The following is a 20,798-nucleotide window of genomic DNA, read 5'->3' on the forward strand; positions in this document are numbered from 1 at the left end:
TAAATAGATGAGTTTCAGGGATCAAATTAACGTTTCAAAATTACCAGAACATGTAGCCATTATAATGGATGGCAATGGAAGATGGGCTAAGGAGCAAGGGAAATTACGAGTATTTGGTCATAAAAATGGTGTTTTAGCCGTTAGAGATACAGTAGAAGGAGCTGCAGAATTAGGTGTTAAAAACCTAACCTTATATGCTTTTTCTACAGAGAACTGGAATAGACCAAAATTGGAAGTTACGGCTTTAATGGAGCTTTTGGTAAGTACCATCAGTAAAGAAACTAAAACCTTAATGGAGAATAATGTAAGATTAAATGCTATTGGGAATTTAGAAGCATTACCATCAAGATGTTATAAAGAGCTAAAAGAAGCAATGGCAAAAACGGCAGGTAATACACGTTTGACCTTAACTTTAGCGTTATCTTATAGCTCAAGATGGGAAATTACAGAAGCATCAAAAAAAATTGCTGCTGATGTTGCTGCTGGTAAAATAAAAGAAGATGATATTACTGAAACTTTGTTTTCATCTTATCTTTCTACACATAATTTACCAGACCCAGAATTAATGATAAGAACCAGTGGAGAATATAGAATTAGTAATTATTTACTTTGGCAATTAGCTTACGCCGAATTATATTTTACTAATAAGCTTTGGCCAGATTTCAGGAGAGAAGACCTGTTTGAAGCCATATTAGATTATCAACAAAGAGAAAGAAGGTTCGGTTTAACAAGCGAACAAATTAGCTAAATTTTACTTTTAACAAATTTTAACAAAGAATAAAGTTAATTTAGCCACGATACGTAAATAAATGAAGAAATTATTTTTAGCCATTATATTCATCAATCTTTGTTTTTCTGGATTTGCGCAACTACGTCCGTCCTCAAGAAATAACACTCCAAAAGCTTCAGATGATGAAATAGGATACCTAAATCCTAAAGAATATACCATTGCAGGTATTAAAATCAACGGAGTAAATTATTTAGATACTGCTGTTTTATTAACCATCTCCAAATTGGCTGTTGGCGATAGAATTATGGTACCAGGTGAAGCTACTTCTGCCGCAGTAAAAAACTTATGGGATCAACGTTTATTTGAAGACATAGAGCTTTCTATTGCTAAAATTCAAGGAGACTCTGTTTATTTTAATCTTAATTTAGTTGAGGTACCTCGCGTATCATCTATAAAATTATCAGGTTTAACAAAATCAGAAACTACAGAAATCCAAGAGAAACTAAATAATCAAAAAAGTAAAGTAGTTAATGAGAATTTAAACAAAACCATTAATGCTATTATTAAAAAGCACTTTTTTGAGAAAGGCTATCTCAATACAGAAATAGATATTACTTACAAAGCTGATACTTCTGACTCTAACAGTAAAATTGTTTTTGTTAAAGTAGATAAGAACAATAAGGTAAAAGTAAACGCTATCAATATTGAAGGTAATAAAGAGTTTACCGATGCTAAGCTTAAAAAATTCATGAAGAAGACTCATGAACAGGCATGGTATAAAGTTTTTGGCTCAGGTAAATTTATTCAAGAGAAATACGAGGAAGATAAAGATAAACTGGTAGCTAAAATGCGTGAAAAAGGCTACCGAGAAGCTGAAATAGTGTCAGATACTATTTATCCGAACAATAAAAAGTCTATCAATATAGATATGAAGGTGCATGAAGGGCCTAAATACTATTTTGGAAATATAAACTTTGTAGGTAATGCTAAATACCCAACATCTATTTTAAAACAAGTTTTAAAAATTGAAAAGGGCGAAGTTTTTAGCGAAGAAAAATTAGAGAAAACACTACGTTCTAGCCCTAATAGTGACGATGTTTCTTCTCTTTATTTAAATGATGGTTATTTAACTTTCAATGTAGACCCCGTACAAACAAAAATCTATAATGATACCATTGACTTGGAAATCAGAATATTTGAAGGTCCACAGTATACTATTAATAAAATCATTTTAAAAGGAAATGAGCTTACGAATGATCAAGTGGTTTTAAGAGAGATTAGAACTAAACCTGGTCAGAAATTCTCTAAAGACGCATTAATTCGTTCGCAAAGACAAATTACTCAATTAGGTAATTTTGATGAGCAAAAAGTTGATATTAAGCCAATACCTAACCCAGCAGACGGTACCGTAGATATTCAGTATACTGTTGTTGAAAAACCATCAGACCAGATAGAGCTTTCTGGAGGTTTTGGTGGTGGCAGGGTAGTGGGTACTTTGGGTTTAACGTTCAATAATTTTTCTGCAAAGAACTTATTTAACCTAAAAGCTTATAAGCCATTACCAAAAGGAGATGGACAAAAATTAAGTATCAGAGGACAAACCAACGGTAAATTCTATCAATCCTACAGTTTCTCATTTTCTGAGCCTTGGTTTGGAGGTAAAAAGCCTATTTATTTTGGTATAAGTGCATTTACATCTTTACAAAGTAATGGTTTAGCAAACTCTAATCCTATACAGCAAAAAATCCGTCTAAATGGTTTAACATTTAGTTTGGGTAAGCAGTTGAAATGGCCAGATGACTTTTTTAGAGTAGATTATTCTGCCAACTTACAACAATTTAAATTAAAGAACTATGCGGGTTATTTGTTTGAAAATGGAGATTCTTACGATTTAAGTTTATCTCAGGTTTTCAGTAGAAACTCCATTGATGCACCTATATTCCCAACATCAGGTTCAAATATTAAATTTACAGTACAGGCAACTTTACCTTATTCATCTTTCAACGGTAAAAATTACGACAACTTGGCTACATCTGAAAGGTATAAATTTACTGAGTATCACAAGTGGAAGTTTGAGTCACAATTTTTCCAAAGAATTTATGGAAAGATGATTTTAAAAGCGCAAGCTCAATTTGGTTTCATCGGCTTCTACAACAAAGCAGTTGGCCAAGCCCCATTCGGAAGATTTAGATTAGGTGGGGATGGTTTACAAGGGTTTGACTTTTTACAAGGTTCTGAGGTTATTGGTTTAAGAGGTTATGCAAATAACTCGGTAGTACCAGAAGGTGCACCTACTACAGCTGGTAGCCCAATATTTAACAAATATGTTTTAGAGTTAAGACATCCTATTACTTTAAGTGAATCAGCACAAGTTTTTGCCTTAGCATTTATGGAGGGTGGTAATACTTGGAACAGATTTGCAGATTTTAATCCGTTTAACGTGAAAAGATCTGTTGGTGTTGGTGCCAGAATATTCTTACCTATTTTTGGTTTATTAGGTATAGATTACGGTTACGGTTTTGATAGAATTATAGGTAATAGCGAAGCCAATAAAGGGCAGTTTCACTTTAGTATAGCACAACAATTAGGTGGGTTTAACTAATTAAAATCATGAAATATATAATATCTGTTTTATTAATCGTTATAAGTAGCGTTGGAGCATTTGCACAACGTTTGGCTTATGTAGATTCAGACTATATATTAAAACATGTTCCAGAATATTCATCAGCACAAAAACAGCTTGATGGTTTATCAGAACAATGGCAAAAAGAAATTGACAAGAAATTTATAGAAGTAGAAACTTTAAATAAGGCTTATTTAGCAGATCAGGTTTTATTAACCGATGAAATGCGTAAGAAGCGTGAAGAAGAAATACAAATTAAAGAGAAAGAAGCTACAGATTTACAACAAAAGCGTTTTGGTTTTGAGGGAGAGCTTTATCAACAAAGAGTAAAATTAATTAAACCTATTCAAGAAAAAATAGGAAAGGCTATAGAAGAATATGCCGCTAGAGAAGGTTTAGACATTATTTTAGACAAAGCCTCTGTTACCATGCTTTTTGCAAGACCAAGTTATGACAAGAGTAATGATATCATAACAAGATTAGGATATAAGCCAGGTTCATTTGCTAAATAGGAAAATTTATTATAAACTCGTAAAAACAAAAAAATATAAATAGAAATGAAAAGATTATTTAAGATTGCGTTAGTAGCAGGATGTTTATTTTTTGCTGGGAATGTGGCTAATGCACAACAGAAAATTGCCTATATCAATTCTGCAGAGCTTATTAAAGCTATGCCAGAGGTAGTAACAGCAGACAAACAATTAGAGACTTATAAAACTACTTTAGATACAGATGGTAAAACCATGTATTCAGAGTATCAGGCTAAAGTTCAAGATTACCAGTCTAAAGAAAAAACTTTAAGCGATGCTATGAAAGAGATGAAAATCAAAGAAATTCAAGACTTAGAGAAAAGAATTCAAGAGTTTCAACAAAAAGCAGGTGAAAATTTTGAGAAAAAAAGAGGTGAGTTATACGATCCAATTCTTAAAAAAGCAGAGGATGCTGTAAAAGCTGTAGCTAAGGAAAAAGGTTACGCTTATGTTTTTGATACTACACAGCCAGGTATTGTTTATTTTGACGGGGGTATAAATATCCTTGCAGATGTTAAAACTAAATTAGGTTTAAAATAATATTGCTTTAGCGATATACGATATTTAAATGCGAAGCCAATTAAAGGCTTCGCATTTTTTTTGTTTTATTTGTAGCTTGTATCCTATTACATGAAAGAAACACAACCTATAGGTATTTTTGATTCTGGTATCGGAGGCTTAACTGTAGCTAGTGCTATCAGAAAAGTTCTTCCTCACGAAAAAATTATTTATTTTGGAGATACAGCTCATATGCCTTACGGCGATAAATCTCCGGAAGCTATAAAATACTATAGTCTTAAAATAGGCAAGTTTTTACAAGAAAAGGGGTGTAAAGTAATCGTAATAGCCTGCAATACGGCATCATCCTTAGGTTATCAAGATTTAAAAGATTTTTTAGGAGAAGAGTTACCCATTTTTAATGTGATAGACCCTGTGGTTGATTTTATTGTGAATCATCAGCAATACCAAAAAGTTGGTGTAATAGCAACCAAAGCTACCATACGTTCTAATGTTTATGCTTTAAAAATTCAACAAGCAAAACCTACTGTTGAAGTTAAATCTTTAGCTACGCCTTTATTAGCGCCTATGATAGAGGAAGGATTTTTCGAGAATAACATCAGTCAAACTATTATCAACTCTTACTTATCATCGCCAAAGCTAAAAAAAATAGATTCGCTTATTTTAGCTTGTACTCATTATCCATTAATAAAAAAGGAAATTAAAGCTTATTATCACGAAAAAGTTGAGGTCTTAAGTACCGCAGATATTGTTGCTGATGATGTTAAAAGGCAGTTAGAAGTACTAAATCTCATCAACCCTACTGAAGAGTTGCCTAAAGATGAGTTTTATGTTTCTGATAAAACGCCATCTTTTGAGCAGAGTACTAAATTATTTTTTGGTGATAAGATTAACCTTGTTCAAAAAAATATTTGGGATAAATAAGCTATTTTATCATTCATAGGGGCATTTTAGAATCTAAATCATTAAGTTTGCAATCTTAATAAACTAAGCTGTTTAAGATTGGACTTTTACATCCTCTATATACTTACCGCAAGCCTTATTTTTGCATTTATTGCAGTGTTTTCTCTATTTGGCGTTTACGCAGAAAGAAAGATATCTGCTTTTATTCAAGATAGACTTGGCCCTATGGAAGTGGGTAAGTTTGGTTGGATGCAAACTCTCGCCGATATTCTTAAGCTTATCCAAAAAGAATTTATAGTTCCTACCGTGGCAGATAAAGTGCTGTTTACTTTAGCTCCAGTCATCATATTTGTTGCTGTTTATTTAGGCTTTGCCGCTTTACCTTGGGCGCCTGGTTTAACACCTGTAAGTATGAATTTGGGTGTTTTTTACGTTTTTGCTATCATTTCAGTAGAAGCTTTAGGGATTTTAATGGCCGGCTGGGGTTCAAACAATAAATACAGTTTAATTGGTGCGGTACGTTCTGTAGCTCAAATAGTTTCTTACGAGATTCCCATTGGCTTCGCTATTATAGCTGCGGTAATGATAGCTCAGACGCTAGATTTGCAACTCATTGGTTTAAATCAAGGTGTTTTAGCACAACAAGAAATAAGATTTTTTGGTTTTTGGGATGTTAAAGCCATTGGTGGCATTTTAGCATGGAATATTTTTCAAGCTCCGCATTTAATCATTGCCTATATCATTTACTTTATTGCATCTCTTGCAGAGTGTAATAGGGCGCCTTTTGATATCCCAGAGGCAGAGTCTGAGTTGATAGGCGGTTTCCATACAGAATATACAGGATTAAGATTTGCCTTTATCTTCTTAGCAGAATATGCTATGATGTTTTTGGTTGCCATGTTTGGTGTTACTTTATTTTTAGGAGCATGGAATACACCTTTGCCAAACATTGGGAGCTTAAAACTAGCAGACTACACCACTGGTATGTTTTGGGGCATATTTTGGGTGTTGATAAAAAGCTTGCTTGTAGTTGCTGCTCAAATGTGGATTAGGTGGACTTTACCACGTTTACGTGTAGATCAGTTGATGAGCTTATGTTGGAAAGTACTTACGCCTTTAGCGTTTGCATGTTTAGTTATTTCAGGTTTATGGAGGCTGTTGTTATTTTGATATGATAAAAAGAGCTTTAAACGGATTTACAACAGCCTGGAAAGGTTTATCCTTAACTCTAAAACACTTTTTTAACGCTAAAGCGGATAAGAAAATAAAGTCTGTAGAGCATAGCGGATATTTTGACCAAACAGAGGGTATCGTAACTGTTCAATATCCAAAAGAAACTATACCTGTGCCAGAAGTGGGTAGGTATCAACTACATGTAGAAATTGATGACTGTATTGTATGCGATTTATGCGCAAAAATATGCCCTGTTAATTGTATCGATATAGAATCTATTAAAGCCACAGAAGCTATAGGAAAAACATCCGATGGCTCTGTAAAAAGATTATATGCGCCAAAGTTTGATATAGATATGGCTAAGTGTATGTATTGCGGTTTATGCACTACAGTTTGCCCTACTGAATGTATCACCATGACAAGCGAATATGATAGAAGTGTGCCTCATATTTCTGATTTGAATTATAAATTTGCGAATATGACAGAGGCTGAAGCAGAAGAAAAAAGACAGGCATTAGAACAACAATTGGCAGAGCGTCAAGCAGCTAAATTAGCAGCACTTAAGCAGGATAATAAAGAATAAATACATTTCTTTTGTTTGACGATGAAGTCATCCATCAGAAAAATATAATATGGTAGAACAGATAGTATTTTACGTTTTTGCAGCGATAGCCATTTTAAGTGGTGTTTATGTAGTAGCTAGTCAAAACTTGGTACGTTCTGTTTTTATGTTTTTTGTTACCCTGTTAAGTGTAGCAGGATTATATGTTTTTGCCTTAGCAGATTTTGTAGCTTTAACTCAAATTGTTATTTACGTTGGTGGCGTGTTGGTTATGCTCTTATTTGTTTTTATGCTTTCCTCAAAAGATTCTTTAGACAATATTGTGAACCTAAAGAAAGAAGCACTATCTGCTAACAGAATTCCAGCTACTATAATCACTATTGCTTTATTAGTTATTTTAATATACGCTATTTTATTAGTTGATTTTGAGCAATTAGATTGGATAAAATCAAATAAACTATTGATAGACAAAGCACAAACCAGTAATGTTCATAATATTGGTGTTAACATTATGGGGAGGTTTTTATTGCCTTTCGAGTTGATTTCTATTTTGCTGATGATGACTTTGGTAAGTGCTGCTCATTTAGCAAGAAAGGAGCCTAACAATGATTAGTTTGCAGCATTTTCTATTTATTGCAGCTGTTTTATTTTGTTTGGGTATCTACGCAGTTATCACTAGAAAAAATGCTATACAAGTTCTAATTGGTATAGAACTAATGATAAATGCCTCCATTCTAAATCTCGTAGCTTTTGCTAAATACGACGTTATCAATAACAACGGACAGCTTTTTGCATTATTTGTTATTGTATTGGCTGCTGCTTCTGTAGCCGTTGGTTTGGTTATCATATTAAACTTCTTTAAAAGGGTAAAAACCATCGACCCTAATAAAGCTAATTCTTTAAGAGGTTAATGGATAGTATCATCAACATATCAAATCAAATGGTGCTAATTTTAGCTTTCTTACTTATTTGTGCTCCATTAATATCATTTTTCTTTAGTTTAATTTTTAAGCGTTTTGCTTCTCTTATAGCTATAACAGCTATATCCATAAGTTTTATCGCAGCTATTATCCTATTTATAAAAGTTTGGTTTAGTAAAACGCTTCATTTTTCTATCCCTTGGATAGCTTTTAATAATTTTGATATCCGGTTAGGCTTCTTATTTAATGACCTTACGGTGCTCATGCTATTATTAATCACCTTAATAGCATTATTGGTACATATTTATTCAGTAGAGTATATAAGGAAAGACAAACTTAAGCCACGCTATTTTGCCTATTTAAGCTTGTTTTGTTTCTCTATGCTGAGCTTGGTTTTGGCAGATAATCTTTTCTTAATTTATATATTCTGGGAATTAGTAGGTTTTTCTTCTTACTTATTGATAGGTTTCTGGTTTACAAAGGAAAAAGCTGTTTCAGCAAATAAAAAAGCTTTTATAATGAATAGGCTTGGCGATTTAGGCTTTTTAGCCGGTATCATGATTATGCTGAGCCATTTCCACACTTTAGATATTGATGCTTTATTTGGTAGCGGTAATTTAATTGCATCATCTTTTACAAGCAACGGCATGTGGGTAAGTCCGTTTAACATGATGCCCGATTATTGGCTAACTATCGCAGGGCTTTGTTTCTTTGCTGGAGCGGCTGCAAAATCGGCACAATTTCCTTTACATACTTGGTTACCCGATGCTATGGAGGGGCCAACGGCCGTTTCATCCTTAATACATGCTGCAACCATGGTAGCTGCGGGTGTTTTTTTATTGGTAAGGATAGCACCTTTGTTTAATGAAAGCGTTTTAATTATAATAGCATCAATAGGTGTATTTACAGCTTTTATGGCTGCTACTATAGCGCTTACTCAAAATGATATCAAGAGGGTTTTAGCTTTTTCAACCATCTCTCAATTAGGTTTTATGATGTTGGCTATTGGCGTAGGCGATGAAGCTTCTGCAATTTTTCATCTCGTTACCCATGCTTTCTTTAAGTGTTTACTGTTTTTAGGGGCAGGTATCATTATTCATGAATTACATCACTTAAAAGAAAAACATCAACTTCAGTTTGATGAACAAGATATGACTTTCATGGGCGGACTTTTCAAAAGTATGCCTATAACAGCCATTGTTTTTATTATAGCTGCTATGGCTTTATCAGGTTTACCTTTTACCTCAGGTTATTTATCAAAGGATGCTATTTTGATTAGTGTTTTTGAGTGGGCTGATGTAAAAGGAGGTGTCTTTTGGATTTTCCCCATCATTGTTTCATTAACCTCATGGCTAACTACTTTTTATATTTTCAGAGTAGTTTTTAAAGTTTTCTTTGGCGATTTTAGACTACCTCAACTATTAGAAGCAGATCATCATCAATTTAAAATTCATGAAGCTAATGTCTGGTTAAAATATCCAGTAATGGTTTTAGCTGTTTTTTGTGTGACTTTTGTTTTCTCTTTTCAGCCATTTAGTTTAGAGGCTTCTTGGTTATTTAATGAGTTGGCACCACAACAGCATGTAGGTGGTATTTATCATATTCTAGTACCTATTTACATCAATATTTTAAGCTTAGGTTTGCTATTGATTACTTATTTAGCTTATGCAAGAAACAAATTCAGTTTTGGTTTAGAACAAACCTGGATTTTTAAATTTTCTTATAAACAATGGTACTTTAATGAGATTTATGATGCTGCCATCGTAAAACCAACTTTACTAAAAGCTAAAGCCTATTATTGGTTTGATAAAAATGTGATAGACGGTTTGGTGAATTCATCGGCCACAGCTATTATACATATTTCAAGTCTAGCAAACTGGTTTGATGTATATATTATTGATGGTTTAGTTAATGGTGTGGCTAGTGTGGTAGAACGTTTGAATATTTGGTTTAGAAATGTTCAGAACGGAAAAGTACAGCATTACATCGTATGGATGCTTTTAATTATGATTACTTTCTTTATATATCTAATGATATTTTAAAATGGGTTTATTATCAATTTTAATATTTGTGCCTTTACTTTTTGCTTTAATGATTTTGTTATTGCCTAAAAAGTATAGTCAATCTTATAAATATTTTACCGTTGCGGTGGCTGTAATACAGTTAGCCATAACTGCTTATTTGTATTACCAGTTCAAAACCGGGACAGCTTTTACAGGGGTAAATCAATTAGATAGCTATCAGTTTAAAGAATATTTACCTTGGATACGTTTAGATGTAGGGAAGTTTGGCGCTTTACAAATAGATTATTTATTAGGTGTTGATGGTTTTTCTATTCCACTTTTATTTTTGTCTGCATTGGTTATGTTAATTGCGGCATTATCATCATGGGAAATAAAAGAAAATCATAAAGGGTATTTTTCTTTAATGATGTTGTTGAACACCGCCATTATGGGTGTTTTTTGTGCTTTAGACATCTTTTTATTTTACGTTTTTTACGAGTTAATGCTACTTCCTTTATATTTCCTTATCGGGATTTGGGGCGGAGTAAGAAGAGAGTACGCAGCTATTAAGTTCTTCTTGTACACTTTATTAGGTTCGGTATTTATGCTATTGGTTATTGCAGGCTTGTATTTTTCTGTTATAGACCCGGTAACAGGTAACCATACCTTTGATATGGTACACATGATGAACCCACAAAACTATGTACCAGACGGTATATTTTCTTTCTTAGCGCATCAAGATATTTTAGGTATCCCGGCAAGGTTGTTAGGATTTATAGTCGTGTTTATAGCTTTTGCAATTAAAGTACCTATTGTGCCTTTTCATACTTGGTTACCCGATGCCCACGTGGAAGCACCAACGCCAATTTCTATCATATTAGCAGGTATTTTATTGAAAGTAGGAGGTTACGGTATTATCAGAATTGCTTATAGCATATTCCCCGATGTAGCTTTAAATCTTTCTTTTTATATAGGTTTGTTAGGTGTTGTTTCTATACTTTACGGAGCTATGGTTGCTTTAGCACAAACAGATTTAAAACGCTTAATTGCCTATTCATCTGTTTCGCATATGGGGTTTGTTCTGTTAGGTTTAGCATCTCTTACCTCAGAAGGTATTAGTGGCGCCATGATGCAGATGATTTCTCATGGCTTCTTATCGGTGATGTTGTTTTTTATAGTAGGAGTTATTTACAATCGTGTTCATGATAGGTATATCTACAACTTTAGAGGCTTAGCCACGCATATGCCTATCTACACAGGCTTTGTGATGGTTGCTTTTTTTGCTTCCTTAGGCTTACCGGGCTTCTCGGCTTTTATTGCCGAGGCGTTTTCTTTAATAGGTGCATTTAATTCCGAAAGCATAAATGGTCTTATTCCACGTTGGATGGCTATTTTAGGTTCTTTTGGCATATTATTAGGGGCAGCCTATTTACTTTGGACATTGCAAAGAATGTTTTTTGGGCAGTTAAGGGTAAAAGAAGAAAGCTGGCTTATAAAATTGAAAGATTTAAATGCCAGAGAAATATTAACACTTGTACCGCTAGCATTTTTTGCCATTTTATTGGGCGTAATGCCATCTTTGGTATTTAATATCATCAACTCATCTGTAAACCAGTTTATTCTATTATTTACATAATGAGAACAGGTTTAGATATAGCGCAATCAACAGAGAATATCATAGCTTCTCTGTCTTACTTTGTTCCGGAGCTTATTATAAGTGTAGGCTTTCTGCTTATAATTTTAATAGACTTATTTATCAAAAGGGCAGAACGTTTGGTTTTTATTGCAAGTCTTGTTACGCTCTTATTTGCTGCTATTGCTTATTTTATTCAGTTAAATATCATCCAAACCAATAGTTTATTATTGTTTAATGGGATGTTTTTACATAATAGCTATGTTATTGGGTTTAAGCTATTGGCTTTATTTGCATCCTTATTGTCATTAATATTTTTCAATCAGGATAGAGATTTAAAAAATCATCCAAAAGGAATAAATGATTTCTTTACCATTTTCCTAGGTGGTGTATTAGGTTTGCTTACGCTGATATCATCTGCAAACTTATTAATGCTATTCTTATCAATAGAGATACTTTCTATAGCTTCTTATCTGATGGTTTCTTATACCAATAAAGAAAAGCTACAAGCAGAAGCAGGAATGAAATATGTGCTTTTTGGAGCTACAGCTTCGGCTATCATGTTGTATGGTTTAACATTTTTATATGGTTTTTCTGGAAGTCTAAATTTGTATAACGAAAATATTTTTATAGCCTTTGAACATATAAATAGCTTTTCAGCAAGTTTAGTTTTGTTGATGATACTAGCAGGTATAGGTTTTAAATTATCATTTGTTCCTTTTCATTTCTGGACACCCGATGCTTACCAGCAAGCTCCTACTTCTGTAAGTTCTTTTTTATCAACTGTACCAAAAATTGCTGTTTTTTCGTTTTTATTCAGATTGGCAGCGCCATTTCAACTTGTTTCTATACATTTTTCAAGCATCATTTTATTTGCCGCAGGTTTAACCATGCTGGTAGGAAATGTTATGGCAGTTTTTCAGAAAGATTTAAAAAGATTATTAGCTTATTCTTCTATTGGGCATACAGGTTTTTTATTAATGTTATTGGTTTTGCCCAATGATAGTATCATGTCTAGTAATTTATGGTTTTATCTTTTCGCATACAGTATCACAAATATTGGTGCTTTTATGAGTGTTGCTGTCTTAGATACTAATTTTAATGTTAAAACCTTAGAACAAATGAAAGGGTTGGGGAAATTAAATACCCTGATAGCTCCATGTTTAGTTATATTTATGGTTTCCCTAACTGGTTTACCACCTACAGTTGGTTTTATAGCTAAATTTGTGGTATTTTCTTCCTTAATTTCTGAAACTACAGCAATAAGCTTTCTTGTTCCTATACTTATAGTAGCAGTATTAACTACTGTATTGTCTTTATTCTATTATTTTAATATTCCACTACATATATATCTGAAAAAACCAGAAGGATTAATCATTAAGAAGCAAAAGCTTATCTTCTTGGATTTTATTATTGTAATTCTTGCCATAATAGTTCTAATTGCAGGCGTTTTTCCGGATTTCTTTAAAATATTTTAGACATTGTTGATAAAATTCGACTTTAAGTCATACTTTTTGATGTTTTTTTGAATAAAAATTACTTAAAATATGATTTGTGGAATGAGTTTTTTTGAAAAAATCATAAAAAATATCCCTGATTTTTTTAACGAATTTCATTTTTGTTGCAAATAAGAGTGAGTTTTTTGATAAAAAACTAAAAAAACTCAATATTTAGTATAAATCATATAATTATTCCTAATTTTCGGCCGTAAATAAATCCAAATTTTAAACAATGGCTAAGAAATTATCAAAAGTTCCGTTTATTTTTCTTGCAATTATTGCATTATTAACGATTTTTTATCCTTCTGTACCGGGAGAAATGTTTGCTGGCGAGTATAACTCATCAGATATTGCTTGGATGCTATGTGCAACCGCTTTAGTTTTAATTATGACACCTGGATTAGCATTTTTCTATGGTGGTATGGTGAAAAAGAAAAATGTGATATCAACAATGTTGCAAAGCTTTATTTGTATGGCAATTATCACTGTTATTTGGGTAGTATTTGGTTTTAGTTTAGCTTTTGGAGATTCTATTGGCGGTATCATCGGCGATCCTAGAACATTTTTCATGATGGGAAATATTATTGATGGAAAACCTTGGGTATTAGCACCTACTATTCCTTTAGTTTTGTTTGCTATTTATCAACTAAAATTTGCCATTATTACACCTGCCTTAATTACCGGGGCATTCGCAGAGCGTATCAGATTCATCTCATATTGTTTATTTATTTGCTTGTTTTTTATTGTAATATACGCTCCTTTGGCACATTCTACTTGGCATCCAGAAGGTTTATTATTTAAATTAGGTGTGCTTGATTTTGCGGGTGGTACTGTAGTACACATGTCAGCAGGTTGGGCTGCTTTAGCTTCAGCTTTATATTTAAAAAAGAGAAACGAGCCAAGTCATTCACCGGCTAGAATTACCTATGTATTATTAGGTACTGGTCTTTTATGGTTCGGATGGATAGGTTTTAATGGTGGTTCTGCTTATGGTGCCGGAACATTAGCTACAGTAGCTTTGGCAAATACTATGGCAGCTTCTGCCGCAGCTGCTCTTGCTTGGATATTTTTTGATTCTTATAAAGGAAGAAAGCCATCTGCGATGGGTACTTGTATTGGTGCAGTAGTAGGTTTAGTGGCTATTACACCAGCAGCTGGCTTTGTTACCATTCCTCACTCTTTAATTATTGGTGTTGTTGCAGCTGTTGTAAGTAACTTAATTGTAGATTGGAGAACACGTACTTCTATAGATGATACTTTAGATGTATTCCCTTGTCATGGCGTGGGAGGTATGGTTGGTATGCTATTAACTGGTGTTTTTGCGCATCAATCTATTAATGGCGCTAACGAGACAGGTAACGGTTTAATATTTGGTGAAACCCATTTATTCTTGGTGCATTTAGGTGCTTTAATAGGGGTGTCTATATTTGCTTTTTTTGGTTCTTGGTTATTGCTAAAATTAACTGATATGATTAGTCCGTTAAGAGTTTCAGAAGAAGATGAAGATGCAGGTTTAGATATCTCTCAACATGGTGAAAAATTGTAATTTCATTAAGTCAATAGTATAAAATAAATAGGAATCCTTCTACCTCATGGTAGAGGGATTTTTTATTTAAAAGGCTTAATCCCAAACCACTAAATGGATAATATTTAATAATTCAACTGCGATGATTTTTTTAATTTTTTTAATTTCCGCATTTAGTAAGAATTCCTAATTTTGCAGACTTATCAAATAGCTTAGATGAGCGACTCTATTAAACACGAATGCGGAATTGCATTCATCCGCCTACTCAAACCATTATCATTTTATCAGGAAAAGTATGGAACATCACTTTATGGCTTAAACAAGCTGTATTTGTTGATGGAGAAACAGCACAACCGAGGGCAAGATGGCGCTGGTATTGCCACTATTAAACTGGATATTAAGCCAGGAAATAGGTATATCAGCAGGTATCGTTCTATGGAGAAAAATGCTGTTCAAGATATTTTCTCTTACGTGATGAAGAAATTTGCCGCCGTAGAGAAAGAAAATCCGGCTTTACTGAAAGATGCAAATTGGTTAAAAGAAAATATCAGTTTTACTGGCGAAGTATTATTAGGGCATTTACGTTACGGTACACATGGTAATAATAGTGTTGAAGCTTGCCATCCTTTTCTTCGCCAAAATAACTGGATGACACGTAATTTAGTTATTGCTGGTAACTTCAACATGACAAATGTTGATGAACTTTTGCAGCAACTTTATGATTTAGGCCAGCATCCAAAAGAGCAAGCAGATACGGTTACCGTTCTTGAAAAAATTGGTCATTTCTTAGATGATGAGAATCAGGAACTTTTTGATCATTTCAAGAAAGAAGGACATGGTAATGCAGAAATCTCTCATTTAATAGCTCAACATCTTGATGTAGGTAAAATTTTAAGGAAATCTGCTAAAACATGGGACGGGGGCTATACTATAAGTGGTATTTTTGGTCATGGTGATGCTTTTATTTTAAGAGACCCTGCTGGTATAAGACCAGCATTTTATTACCAGGATGATGAGGTTGTTGTTGCTGCGTCAGAAAGACCGGCATTACAAACAGCTTTCAATATTAAAATAGGGCAGGTGAAAGAAATAAAACCCGGCCATGCTTTAATTATTAAGAAAGACGGTACTGTAACAGAAGAAATGTTTACAGAGCCTGTAGAGAAAAAATCATGTTCTTTTGAGCGTATTTATTTTTCTAGAGGTAGCGATGCTGATATCTATAAAGAGCGTAAAAAACTAGGTCAGTTATTATGCGATAAAATTTTAGAGCATGTTAATCATGATTTAGAACATACCGTATTTTCTTATATCCCAAATACTGCAGAAGTAGCTTTTTATGGTATGGTAGAAGGTTTACATACCTACAACCGCAAAATACAAAGAGATGCTTTGATAAATAGTCGTCATAACTTAACAGACGAAGATTTAGATAGGATTTTAAAAACTACACCAAGAGTAGAAAAGTTAGCTATCAAGGATGTAAAGATGCGTACTTTTATTACGCAAGATGCCGATAGAAGTGATATGGTTTCTCATGTCTACGATACTACTTATGGTTTGATTAAACGTGATGTTGATACCCTTGTAGCTTTAGATGATTCTATTGTAAGAGGTACAACTTTAAAACAAAGTATTCTAAGAATTTTTGATAGACTAGGGCCTGTTAAAATTGTTATTGTATCATCGGCACCTCAAATCAGATATCCAGATTGTTATGGTATAGATATGAGTAGGATGGGAGAGTTTGTGGCATTTGAAGCAGCTATCAAACTTTTAAAAGAAAGAGGCATGGATCAATTAATACATGATGTTTATGCTAAGTGTAAAGCACAAGCAAATGCTCCTAAAGAAGAGGTTATCAATCATGTAAAAGAAATTTATGCACCTTTTACACCAGAAGAAATTTCAGCTAAAATTGCTCAAATTATTACACCGCCAGAAATTGGTGCTAAAGTAGAAGTGATTTATCAGACACTAGAAAATTTACATGAAGCTTGTCCTAATCATTTAGGAGATTGGTATTTCTCAGGAGATTATCCAACACCAGGTGGCAATAAAGTGGTAAACAGAGCTTTTATGAATTGGATGGAAGGCAAAAATGCAAGAGCATACGTATAGTTTTCTATAAACTTTTCAGGAGAAAGTCGGTTGGAGTAAAGCGCTAACCGACTTTTTTTATTGGCATACATTATGATTTTAATGGGTATGATTTCATTAACCAAATTTTCAATTATAGTATTTTTTGTCCTGTTGTTTACTGCTTGTACAGAAAATAAGCTCAGTCAAATTGATAAAGAAAAGTATGAATCGCTAATAAGAGAAAATGACAGCTTAAAAAGGCTTTTAAATGCTCGAGATAGTTTGATTAAAGCTCAACAGCATACAAAAATCAAAGACACAATTAGCAAACAAACTTTAAAAGCCGGAAAACATCCTATTACTTTACAGTGGATAAGTTGGGATAAACCTGGCTATGTTGAGGTAACTCCTTTAACAAATGGCTGGTATCTGATAGCAGGCACTCAAAACAATACTAATGGAGATTATCTTAAAATAGAAGGTAAAATAAGACGCTTAAGTGAAAAAGAACTTGAGTTTGAAGGTAGAATAGAAACTTTAGTAAGTAGTATTAACAAAGGTGAACCTTGTATTAAAGAAGGTAAACAAACTTTTTATGGAAAAGGAAATCGTAAATACTTTAGGTTGCAAAATATGACCAGTTGCGAAGGGGGTATGGTAGTAGATTATATCGATATTTATCCGGGAACGAGTAGCTTATAATTAAATTAAAGTTTCGGTAAATATCAGGTTATAAACCAATTTCAAAGCAAAAGTTATAATTAAAATACCCGCTATCCTATTTACTTTTTGGATAGTTTGCTCTCTTATTTTATGTCTTAACCGATGAGCGAAATAAGCTTTTAAAGTATCCATCCCGAAAAGAGTAATTAAGATAGTTCCAAAAAACGGAATAATTTGTTCGCCTTTAAGTTCTCCGTTTAAAGAGTAAATTCCACTAGTAACACTTATCCAATACAATAAAATAAAAGGATTGAAAATGCACATGAAAAATCCTTTAAGGAAATAACCAGCGTTTTTTCTGGATGAAGGAATTGGTTCATAAGTAATTTTAACTTTTTTAAGCAAATAATAAAGACCAATTCCAAAAAGAATAGCACTTCCTAATATCCCGATAGGTAAACGATACTTGTTTTCAAAGTTAAGGAGTGAGGAACCAAATAAAGTTACAGCCACATAAACTGCATCAGAAATGACTACGCCTAAAGCTAGGGAAACTCCTGCATGAAATCCTTTCTCGATACTCGTCTTAATCAGCGCAAAAAATACAGGTCCTGTTACAAAAGAGAGTACTATCCCTAACCCTATACCCGAAATAATCAATTCTAACATTTAATAAAGGTTCTTTATGTGATGCTATTATGCGAATATGCAATTTTATTGGTTAAAATTAGCTGTAAAATTACATTAGTTACAATTCAAATAAATTTAGATAAATGAACAATAAAATGTAGAAGTAAGATGACGTTTGATGATTAAAACAACAGAATCTAAAAATTAACGGTAAAGCTTAAGTGTTATTGCTATTTTAGCGCATCAAATAATAAGCAGGAAACATTAAGCATATATGAAACTAAGTTTCGATTCTATATTCATGAATTTAGCTTCTGATTTAGCAAAGCGTTCGCATTGTGTAAAAAATCAGGTTGGTGCGGTACTTACCAAAGATACACGTATTATATCTATAGGTTATAACGGTCCGCCAGCTGGTACACATAATTGTGATGAAGAGTGGCCGCAAGATGGTTGCCCTAGAGATTCTAGAAATAGCTGTTCTTTGGCTTTACATGCCGAGGAAAACGCAATTTTATATGCTGTTAAAAACGGTACACAAATACAAGATTCTACTCTATACACCACATTATCACCTTGTATTGCTTGCGCTAGATTAATTTTATCATCAGGCATTAAGCATGTATATTTTAGAGATTCTTATGCAGCTTATAAAGGTTTACCTTCTGACGAAGGCGTAGATTTTTTAAATAAGTTTGGTGTAATTTGTGAGAAGTTAATCGATTAAAAATAAAACAGGCAAGTTGTTTTAACAACTTAACCTGTTTCTTTTGCGGGGGTAAAGATTTTTACAAAGAAGCAGGAAATGCTACTACACGCTGTAGTTCTAAATTAAAAGTTATAGCAGCACTGTTTGTGATCTTCCCTTTATCATCATAAGCTTTAGCAGTTATAGTATTAGAGCCAGCTACAAAAGGAGAACCTTCAACATAAGTAGAATATCTTCTAGAATAATCGATAGGAGCCTCAGTAGCTGAAATAGTTATGCGATTTTTAGCATTCATACGTTCTTTTCGGCTATCGGGAATAATCTCTGTAGCTACTAATGTAGTACCTCTGTAAAATTCTACTTTAGCAATAGTTCCATCGTTATCATAAGCTTCAGCAGTTATTTCAACATAAGGTTGTGCACCAAAATAGGTATAAGTTGTTGTAGGCGAAATAATACTTACAACCGGAGCCTGGTTATTGTCTTCATCTTTTTTACAAGAAAATAAGCTTAGTATTAAAGCAATAGATAGTGTGGTTTTAAATAAATTTTTAATCATGATGTTTTTAGTTTAAAATGATAAGGCAAAAATATCATGAAGTATTAAACGCTGTACTACCCGTAATGGGTAGGTTTTTTTAATTATAGTTTTTAATAAAGTTATAATAGAACATAATCCCTTTTTTAAATTCTGTTACTTTTATTCTTTCATTTACTCCGTGGAAACCTTCAGGGTCTGTAAAAGGAGTAAACCTAAAAACTTGTGTAGTTAAATCGCCAAAAAACCTGCTATCTGTTGCACCTAGAACTAAATAAGGTGTTACAATAATTTCTTCCTGAAAAGCACTTATGGTTTTTTGTAAATAATAAAAAGTTTTATCGTTAATATTGGCAATTTGTGCTGTTGCAGAACTGCCTTGCCTTAAGCTAATTTCAATCTTGGGGTTATTAATTACTTTTTTAATATGATTGATGACTGCTAAAGTATCAACACCTGGTAAGGTTCTGAAATTTATAGTAGCACTTGCCTCACCGGGGATAAGATTTTCTTTTAAACCAGCATTAAAAATGGTGGTAGCTGTAGTAGTTCTTAAAGTAGCGCTTCCGGCAGCAGTTTTTTCATAATTACTTTTAATGATAGATGAAAATAGCCAACGGTTTGCCATAGCCATTTTATTCACAAAAGGCATCTCTGGGCCAACATAATCCATAAAAAGATTTGTTACTGGGCCTAATTCTAAAGGAAATTGGTTTTCTTTAAGTTTTACAATGGCTTTAGCAAGCTCATCAATGGCGGTTTGTTTTTCGGGCATAGAAGAGTGTCCACCTGCAATTCTTGCTTTTAAATCTACTGTTACATAACCTTTTTCTACAATGCCAACAACAGCAGCTGGTTTATCTAAACCTGGCACTTTATAATGGGTAATAATACCGCCTTCATCCAAAACCAAAGCAGGTTTTATACCTCTTTGCTTAAATAATGCAGCAATTACTTTTGCGCCTCTTTTACCAGTAACTTCTTCATCATGGCCAAACACAAAATAAATATCGTTTTCTGGGATAAAATTATCTTTTATAAGAAGTTCAACACTTTCTAAAATCGCTATTAGACTTCCTTTATCATCAATGGTTCCTCTTCCGTAAATAAAATCGTCTTTTAAAGCTCCAGAAAATGGATCGGCATGCCAATTCTTTCTAGTAGCTTCTTCAACCGGAACAACATCCTGATGAGCCATTAAAATGATAGGTTGTAATGCCTTGTTTTTACCTTGCCAGTGTAATATCAGACTTAAGTCGTTAACTTTTTCTAGTTTTAATTTAGAGAAAGTTAAAGGGTAAGCTTGTGCTAAAAAAGTATGAAAATCTAAAAAGGCAGCGCTATCTATTAAATTGGCTTGGTCGTAAGAAATAGTTTTAAACCGAATAGCTTTTTGCAAATTTCCTATGCAACTTTGTGGTACATTTAAAAATTCTGCCGGTTCAACAGCAATTTGTTTGCTTTTAAAGGTAAAAGTGTTGATTAAAACTACTATTGCTAGCAGTAAAAAAGCCCCTAAAAGTATAAATGATAATTTCTTCATGCCGTTTAGATTT

The 20,798-nt window shown here is 33.2% G+C and carries 19 protein-coding genes; 16 read left to right on the plus strand and 3 right to left on the minus strand.

Annotated features, from left to right (window positions below):
* Window positions 1–7: 7 nt before the first annotated feature.
* The 15 genes from GJJ64_RS01645 (at window position 8) to GJJ64_RS01715 (ending at window position 17,404) form a co-directional block, all read left to right on the plus strand.
* A complete protein-coding gene (locus tag GJJ64_RS01645; protein ID WP_154286032.1) occupies window positions 8–748 on the plus strand; it encodes an isoprenyl transferase in 741 nt (246 codons plus the stop codon).
* 61 nt (window positions 749–809) lie between these two features.
* Entirely contained in the window at window positions 810–3,332 is a 2,523-nt protein-coding gene (gene bamA, locus GJJ64_RS01650) for an outer membrane protein assembly factor BamA (protein WP_154286033.1), read from the plus strand.
* An 8-nt stretch (window positions 3,333–3,340) separates the two neighbouring features.
* Window positions 3,341–3,865, plus strand: a complete 525-nt coding sequence (locus tag GJJ64_RS01655) for an OmpH family outer membrane protein (protein ID WP_154286034.1) — start codon at window positions 3,341–3,343, stop codon at window positions 3,863–3,865.
* A 45-nt stretch (window positions 3,866–3,910) separates the two neighbouring features.
* Window positions 3,911–4,423 carry an OmpH family outer membrane protein gene (locus GJJ64_RS01660; RefSeq protein ID WP_154286035.1) on the plus strand — a complete coding sequence of 171 codons (513 nt, stop codon included), beginning with the start codon at window positions 3,911–3,913 and terminating at the stop codon, window positions 4,421–4,423.
* Window positions 4,424–4,513: 90 nt separating this feature from the next.
* Window positions 4,514–5,326, plus strand: a complete 813-nt coding sequence (murI, locus tag GJJ64_RS01665; protein ID WP_154286036.1) for a glutamate racemase — start codon at window positions 4,514–4,516, stop codon at window positions 5,324–5,326.
* Between the two features lie 78 nt (window positions 5,327–5,404).
* Window positions 5,405–6,475, plus strand: a complete 1,071-nt coding sequence (locus GJJ64_RS01670; RefSeq protein ID WP_154286037.1) for a complex I subunit 1/NuoH family protein — start codon at window positions 5,405–5,407, stop codon at window positions 6,473–6,475.
* A 1-nt stretch (window position 6,476) separates the two neighbouring features.
* A complete protein-coding gene (locus GJJ64_RS01675; protein WP_154286038.1) occupies window positions 6,477–7,061 on the plus strand; it encodes a 4Fe-4S binding protein in 585 nt (194 codons plus the stop codon).
* A 49-nt stretch (window positions 7,062–7,110) separates the two neighbouring features.
* Window positions 7,111–7,653 (plus strand): NADH-quinone oxidoreductase subunit J family protein, encoded by a 543-nt coding sequence (locus GJJ64_RS01680; RefSeq protein ID WP_154286039.1) that lies wholly within the window; start codon window positions 7,111–7,113, stop codon window positions 7,651–7,653.
* A complete protein-coding gene (gene nuoK / locus GJJ64_RS01685) occupies window positions 7,646–7,951 on the plus strand; it encodes an NADH-quinone oxidoreductase subunit NuoK (RefSeq protein WP_026903937.1) in 306 nt (101 codons plus the stop codon). Before GJJ64_RS01680 ends, nuoK begins: the two co-directional genes overlap by 8 nt.
* Window positions 7,951–10,002: an NADH-quinone oxidoreductase subunit L gene (nuoL, locus tag GJJ64_RS01690; protein WP_154286040.1), complete on the plus strand. Its 2,052-nt coding sequence runs from the start codon at window positions 7,951–7,953 to the stop codon at window positions 10,000–10,002. Before nuoK ends, nuoL begins: the two co-directional genes overlap by 1 nt.
* A gap of 1 nt (window position 10,003) precedes the next feature.
* Complete coding sequence (locus GJJ64_RS01695; RefSeq protein WP_154286041.1) at window positions 10,004–11,599, plus strand: complex I subunit 4 family protein; 1,596 nt, start codon at window positions 10,004–10,006, stop codon at window positions 11,597–11,599.
* Window positions 11,599–13,074, plus strand: coding sequence for an NADH-quinone oxidoreductase subunit N (locus tag GJJ64_RS01700; RefSeq protein ID WP_154286042.1), 1,476 nt, complete (start codon window positions 11,599–11,601; stop codon window positions 13,072–13,074). Before GJJ64_RS01695 ends, GJJ64_RS01700 begins: the two co-directional genes overlap by 1 nt.
* A gap of 253 nt (window positions 13,075–13,327) precedes the next feature.
* Complete coding sequence (locus GJJ64_RS01705) at window positions 13,328–14,641, plus strand: ammonium transporter (protein ID WP_154286043.1); 1,314 nt, start codon at window positions 13,328–13,330, stop codon at window positions 14,639–14,641.
* A 195-nt stretch (window positions 14,642–14,836) separates the two neighbouring features.
* Window positions 14,837–16,741, plus strand: a complete 1,905-nt coding sequence (locus GJJ64_RS01710) for an amidophosphoribosyltransferase (protein ID WP_154286044.1) — start codon at window positions 14,837–14,839, stop codon at window positions 16,739–16,741.
* An 87-nt stretch (window positions 16,742–16,828) separates the two neighbouring features.
* Window positions 16,829–17,404, plus strand: coding sequence for a hypothetical protein (locus tag GJJ64_RS01715; RefSeq protein ID WP_154286045.1), 576 nt, complete (start codon window positions 16,829–16,831; stop codon window positions 17,402–17,404).
* On the opposite strand, the gene GJJ64_RS01720 is transcribed toward GJJ64_RS01715, so the two are convergent.
* Window positions 17,405–18,034 carry a LysE family translocator gene (locus tag GJJ64_RS01720; RefSeq protein WP_154286046.1) on the minus strand — a complete coding sequence of 210 codons (630 nt, stop codon included), beginning with the start codon at window positions 18,032–18,034 and terminating at the stop codon, window positions 17,405–17,407.
* Window positions 18,035–18,269: 235 nt separating this feature from the next.
* Here GJJ64_RS01720 and GJJ64_RS01725 point away from each other — a divergent pair, with 235 nt between their 5' ends.
* Complete coding sequence (locus tag GJJ64_RS01725; protein WP_229655426.1) at window positions 18,270–18,722, plus strand: deoxycytidylate deaminase; 453 nt, start codon at window positions 18,270–18,272, stop codon at window positions 18,720–18,722.
* Window positions 18,723–18,783: 61 nt separating this feature from the next.
* Here the strand turns inward: GJJ64_RS01725 and GJJ64_RS01730 are convergent, their stop codons facing one another.
* Together GJJ64_RS01730 and GJJ64_RS01735 are read right to left on the minus strand one after the other, a co-directional pair.
* The gene (locus GJJ64_RS01730; RefSeq protein ID WP_154286047.1) at window positions 18,784–19,263 is read right to left on the minus strand and encodes an Ig-like domain-containing protein; all 480 of its coding nucleotides are present in this window, start codon (window positions 19,261–19,263) and stop codon (window positions 18,784–18,786) included.
* A 79-nt stretch (window positions 19,264–19,342) separates the two neighbouring features.
* Window positions 19,343–20,785 carry a M20/M25/M40 family metallo-hydrolase gene (locus GJJ64_RS01735; RefSeq protein ID WP_154286048.1) on the minus strand — a complete coding sequence of 481 codons (1,443 nt, stop codon included), beginning with the start codon at window positions 20,783–20,785 and terminating at the stop codon, window positions 19,343–19,345.
* Between the last annotated feature and the right edge of the window lie 13 nt (window positions 20,786–20,798).

The sequence above is a fragment of the Pedobacter puniceum genome, assembly GCF_009674685.1.
Taxonomy (GTDB): Bacteria; Bacteroidota; Bacteroidia; order Sphingobacteriales; family Sphingobacteriaceae; genus Pseudopedobacter; species Pseudopedobacter puniceum.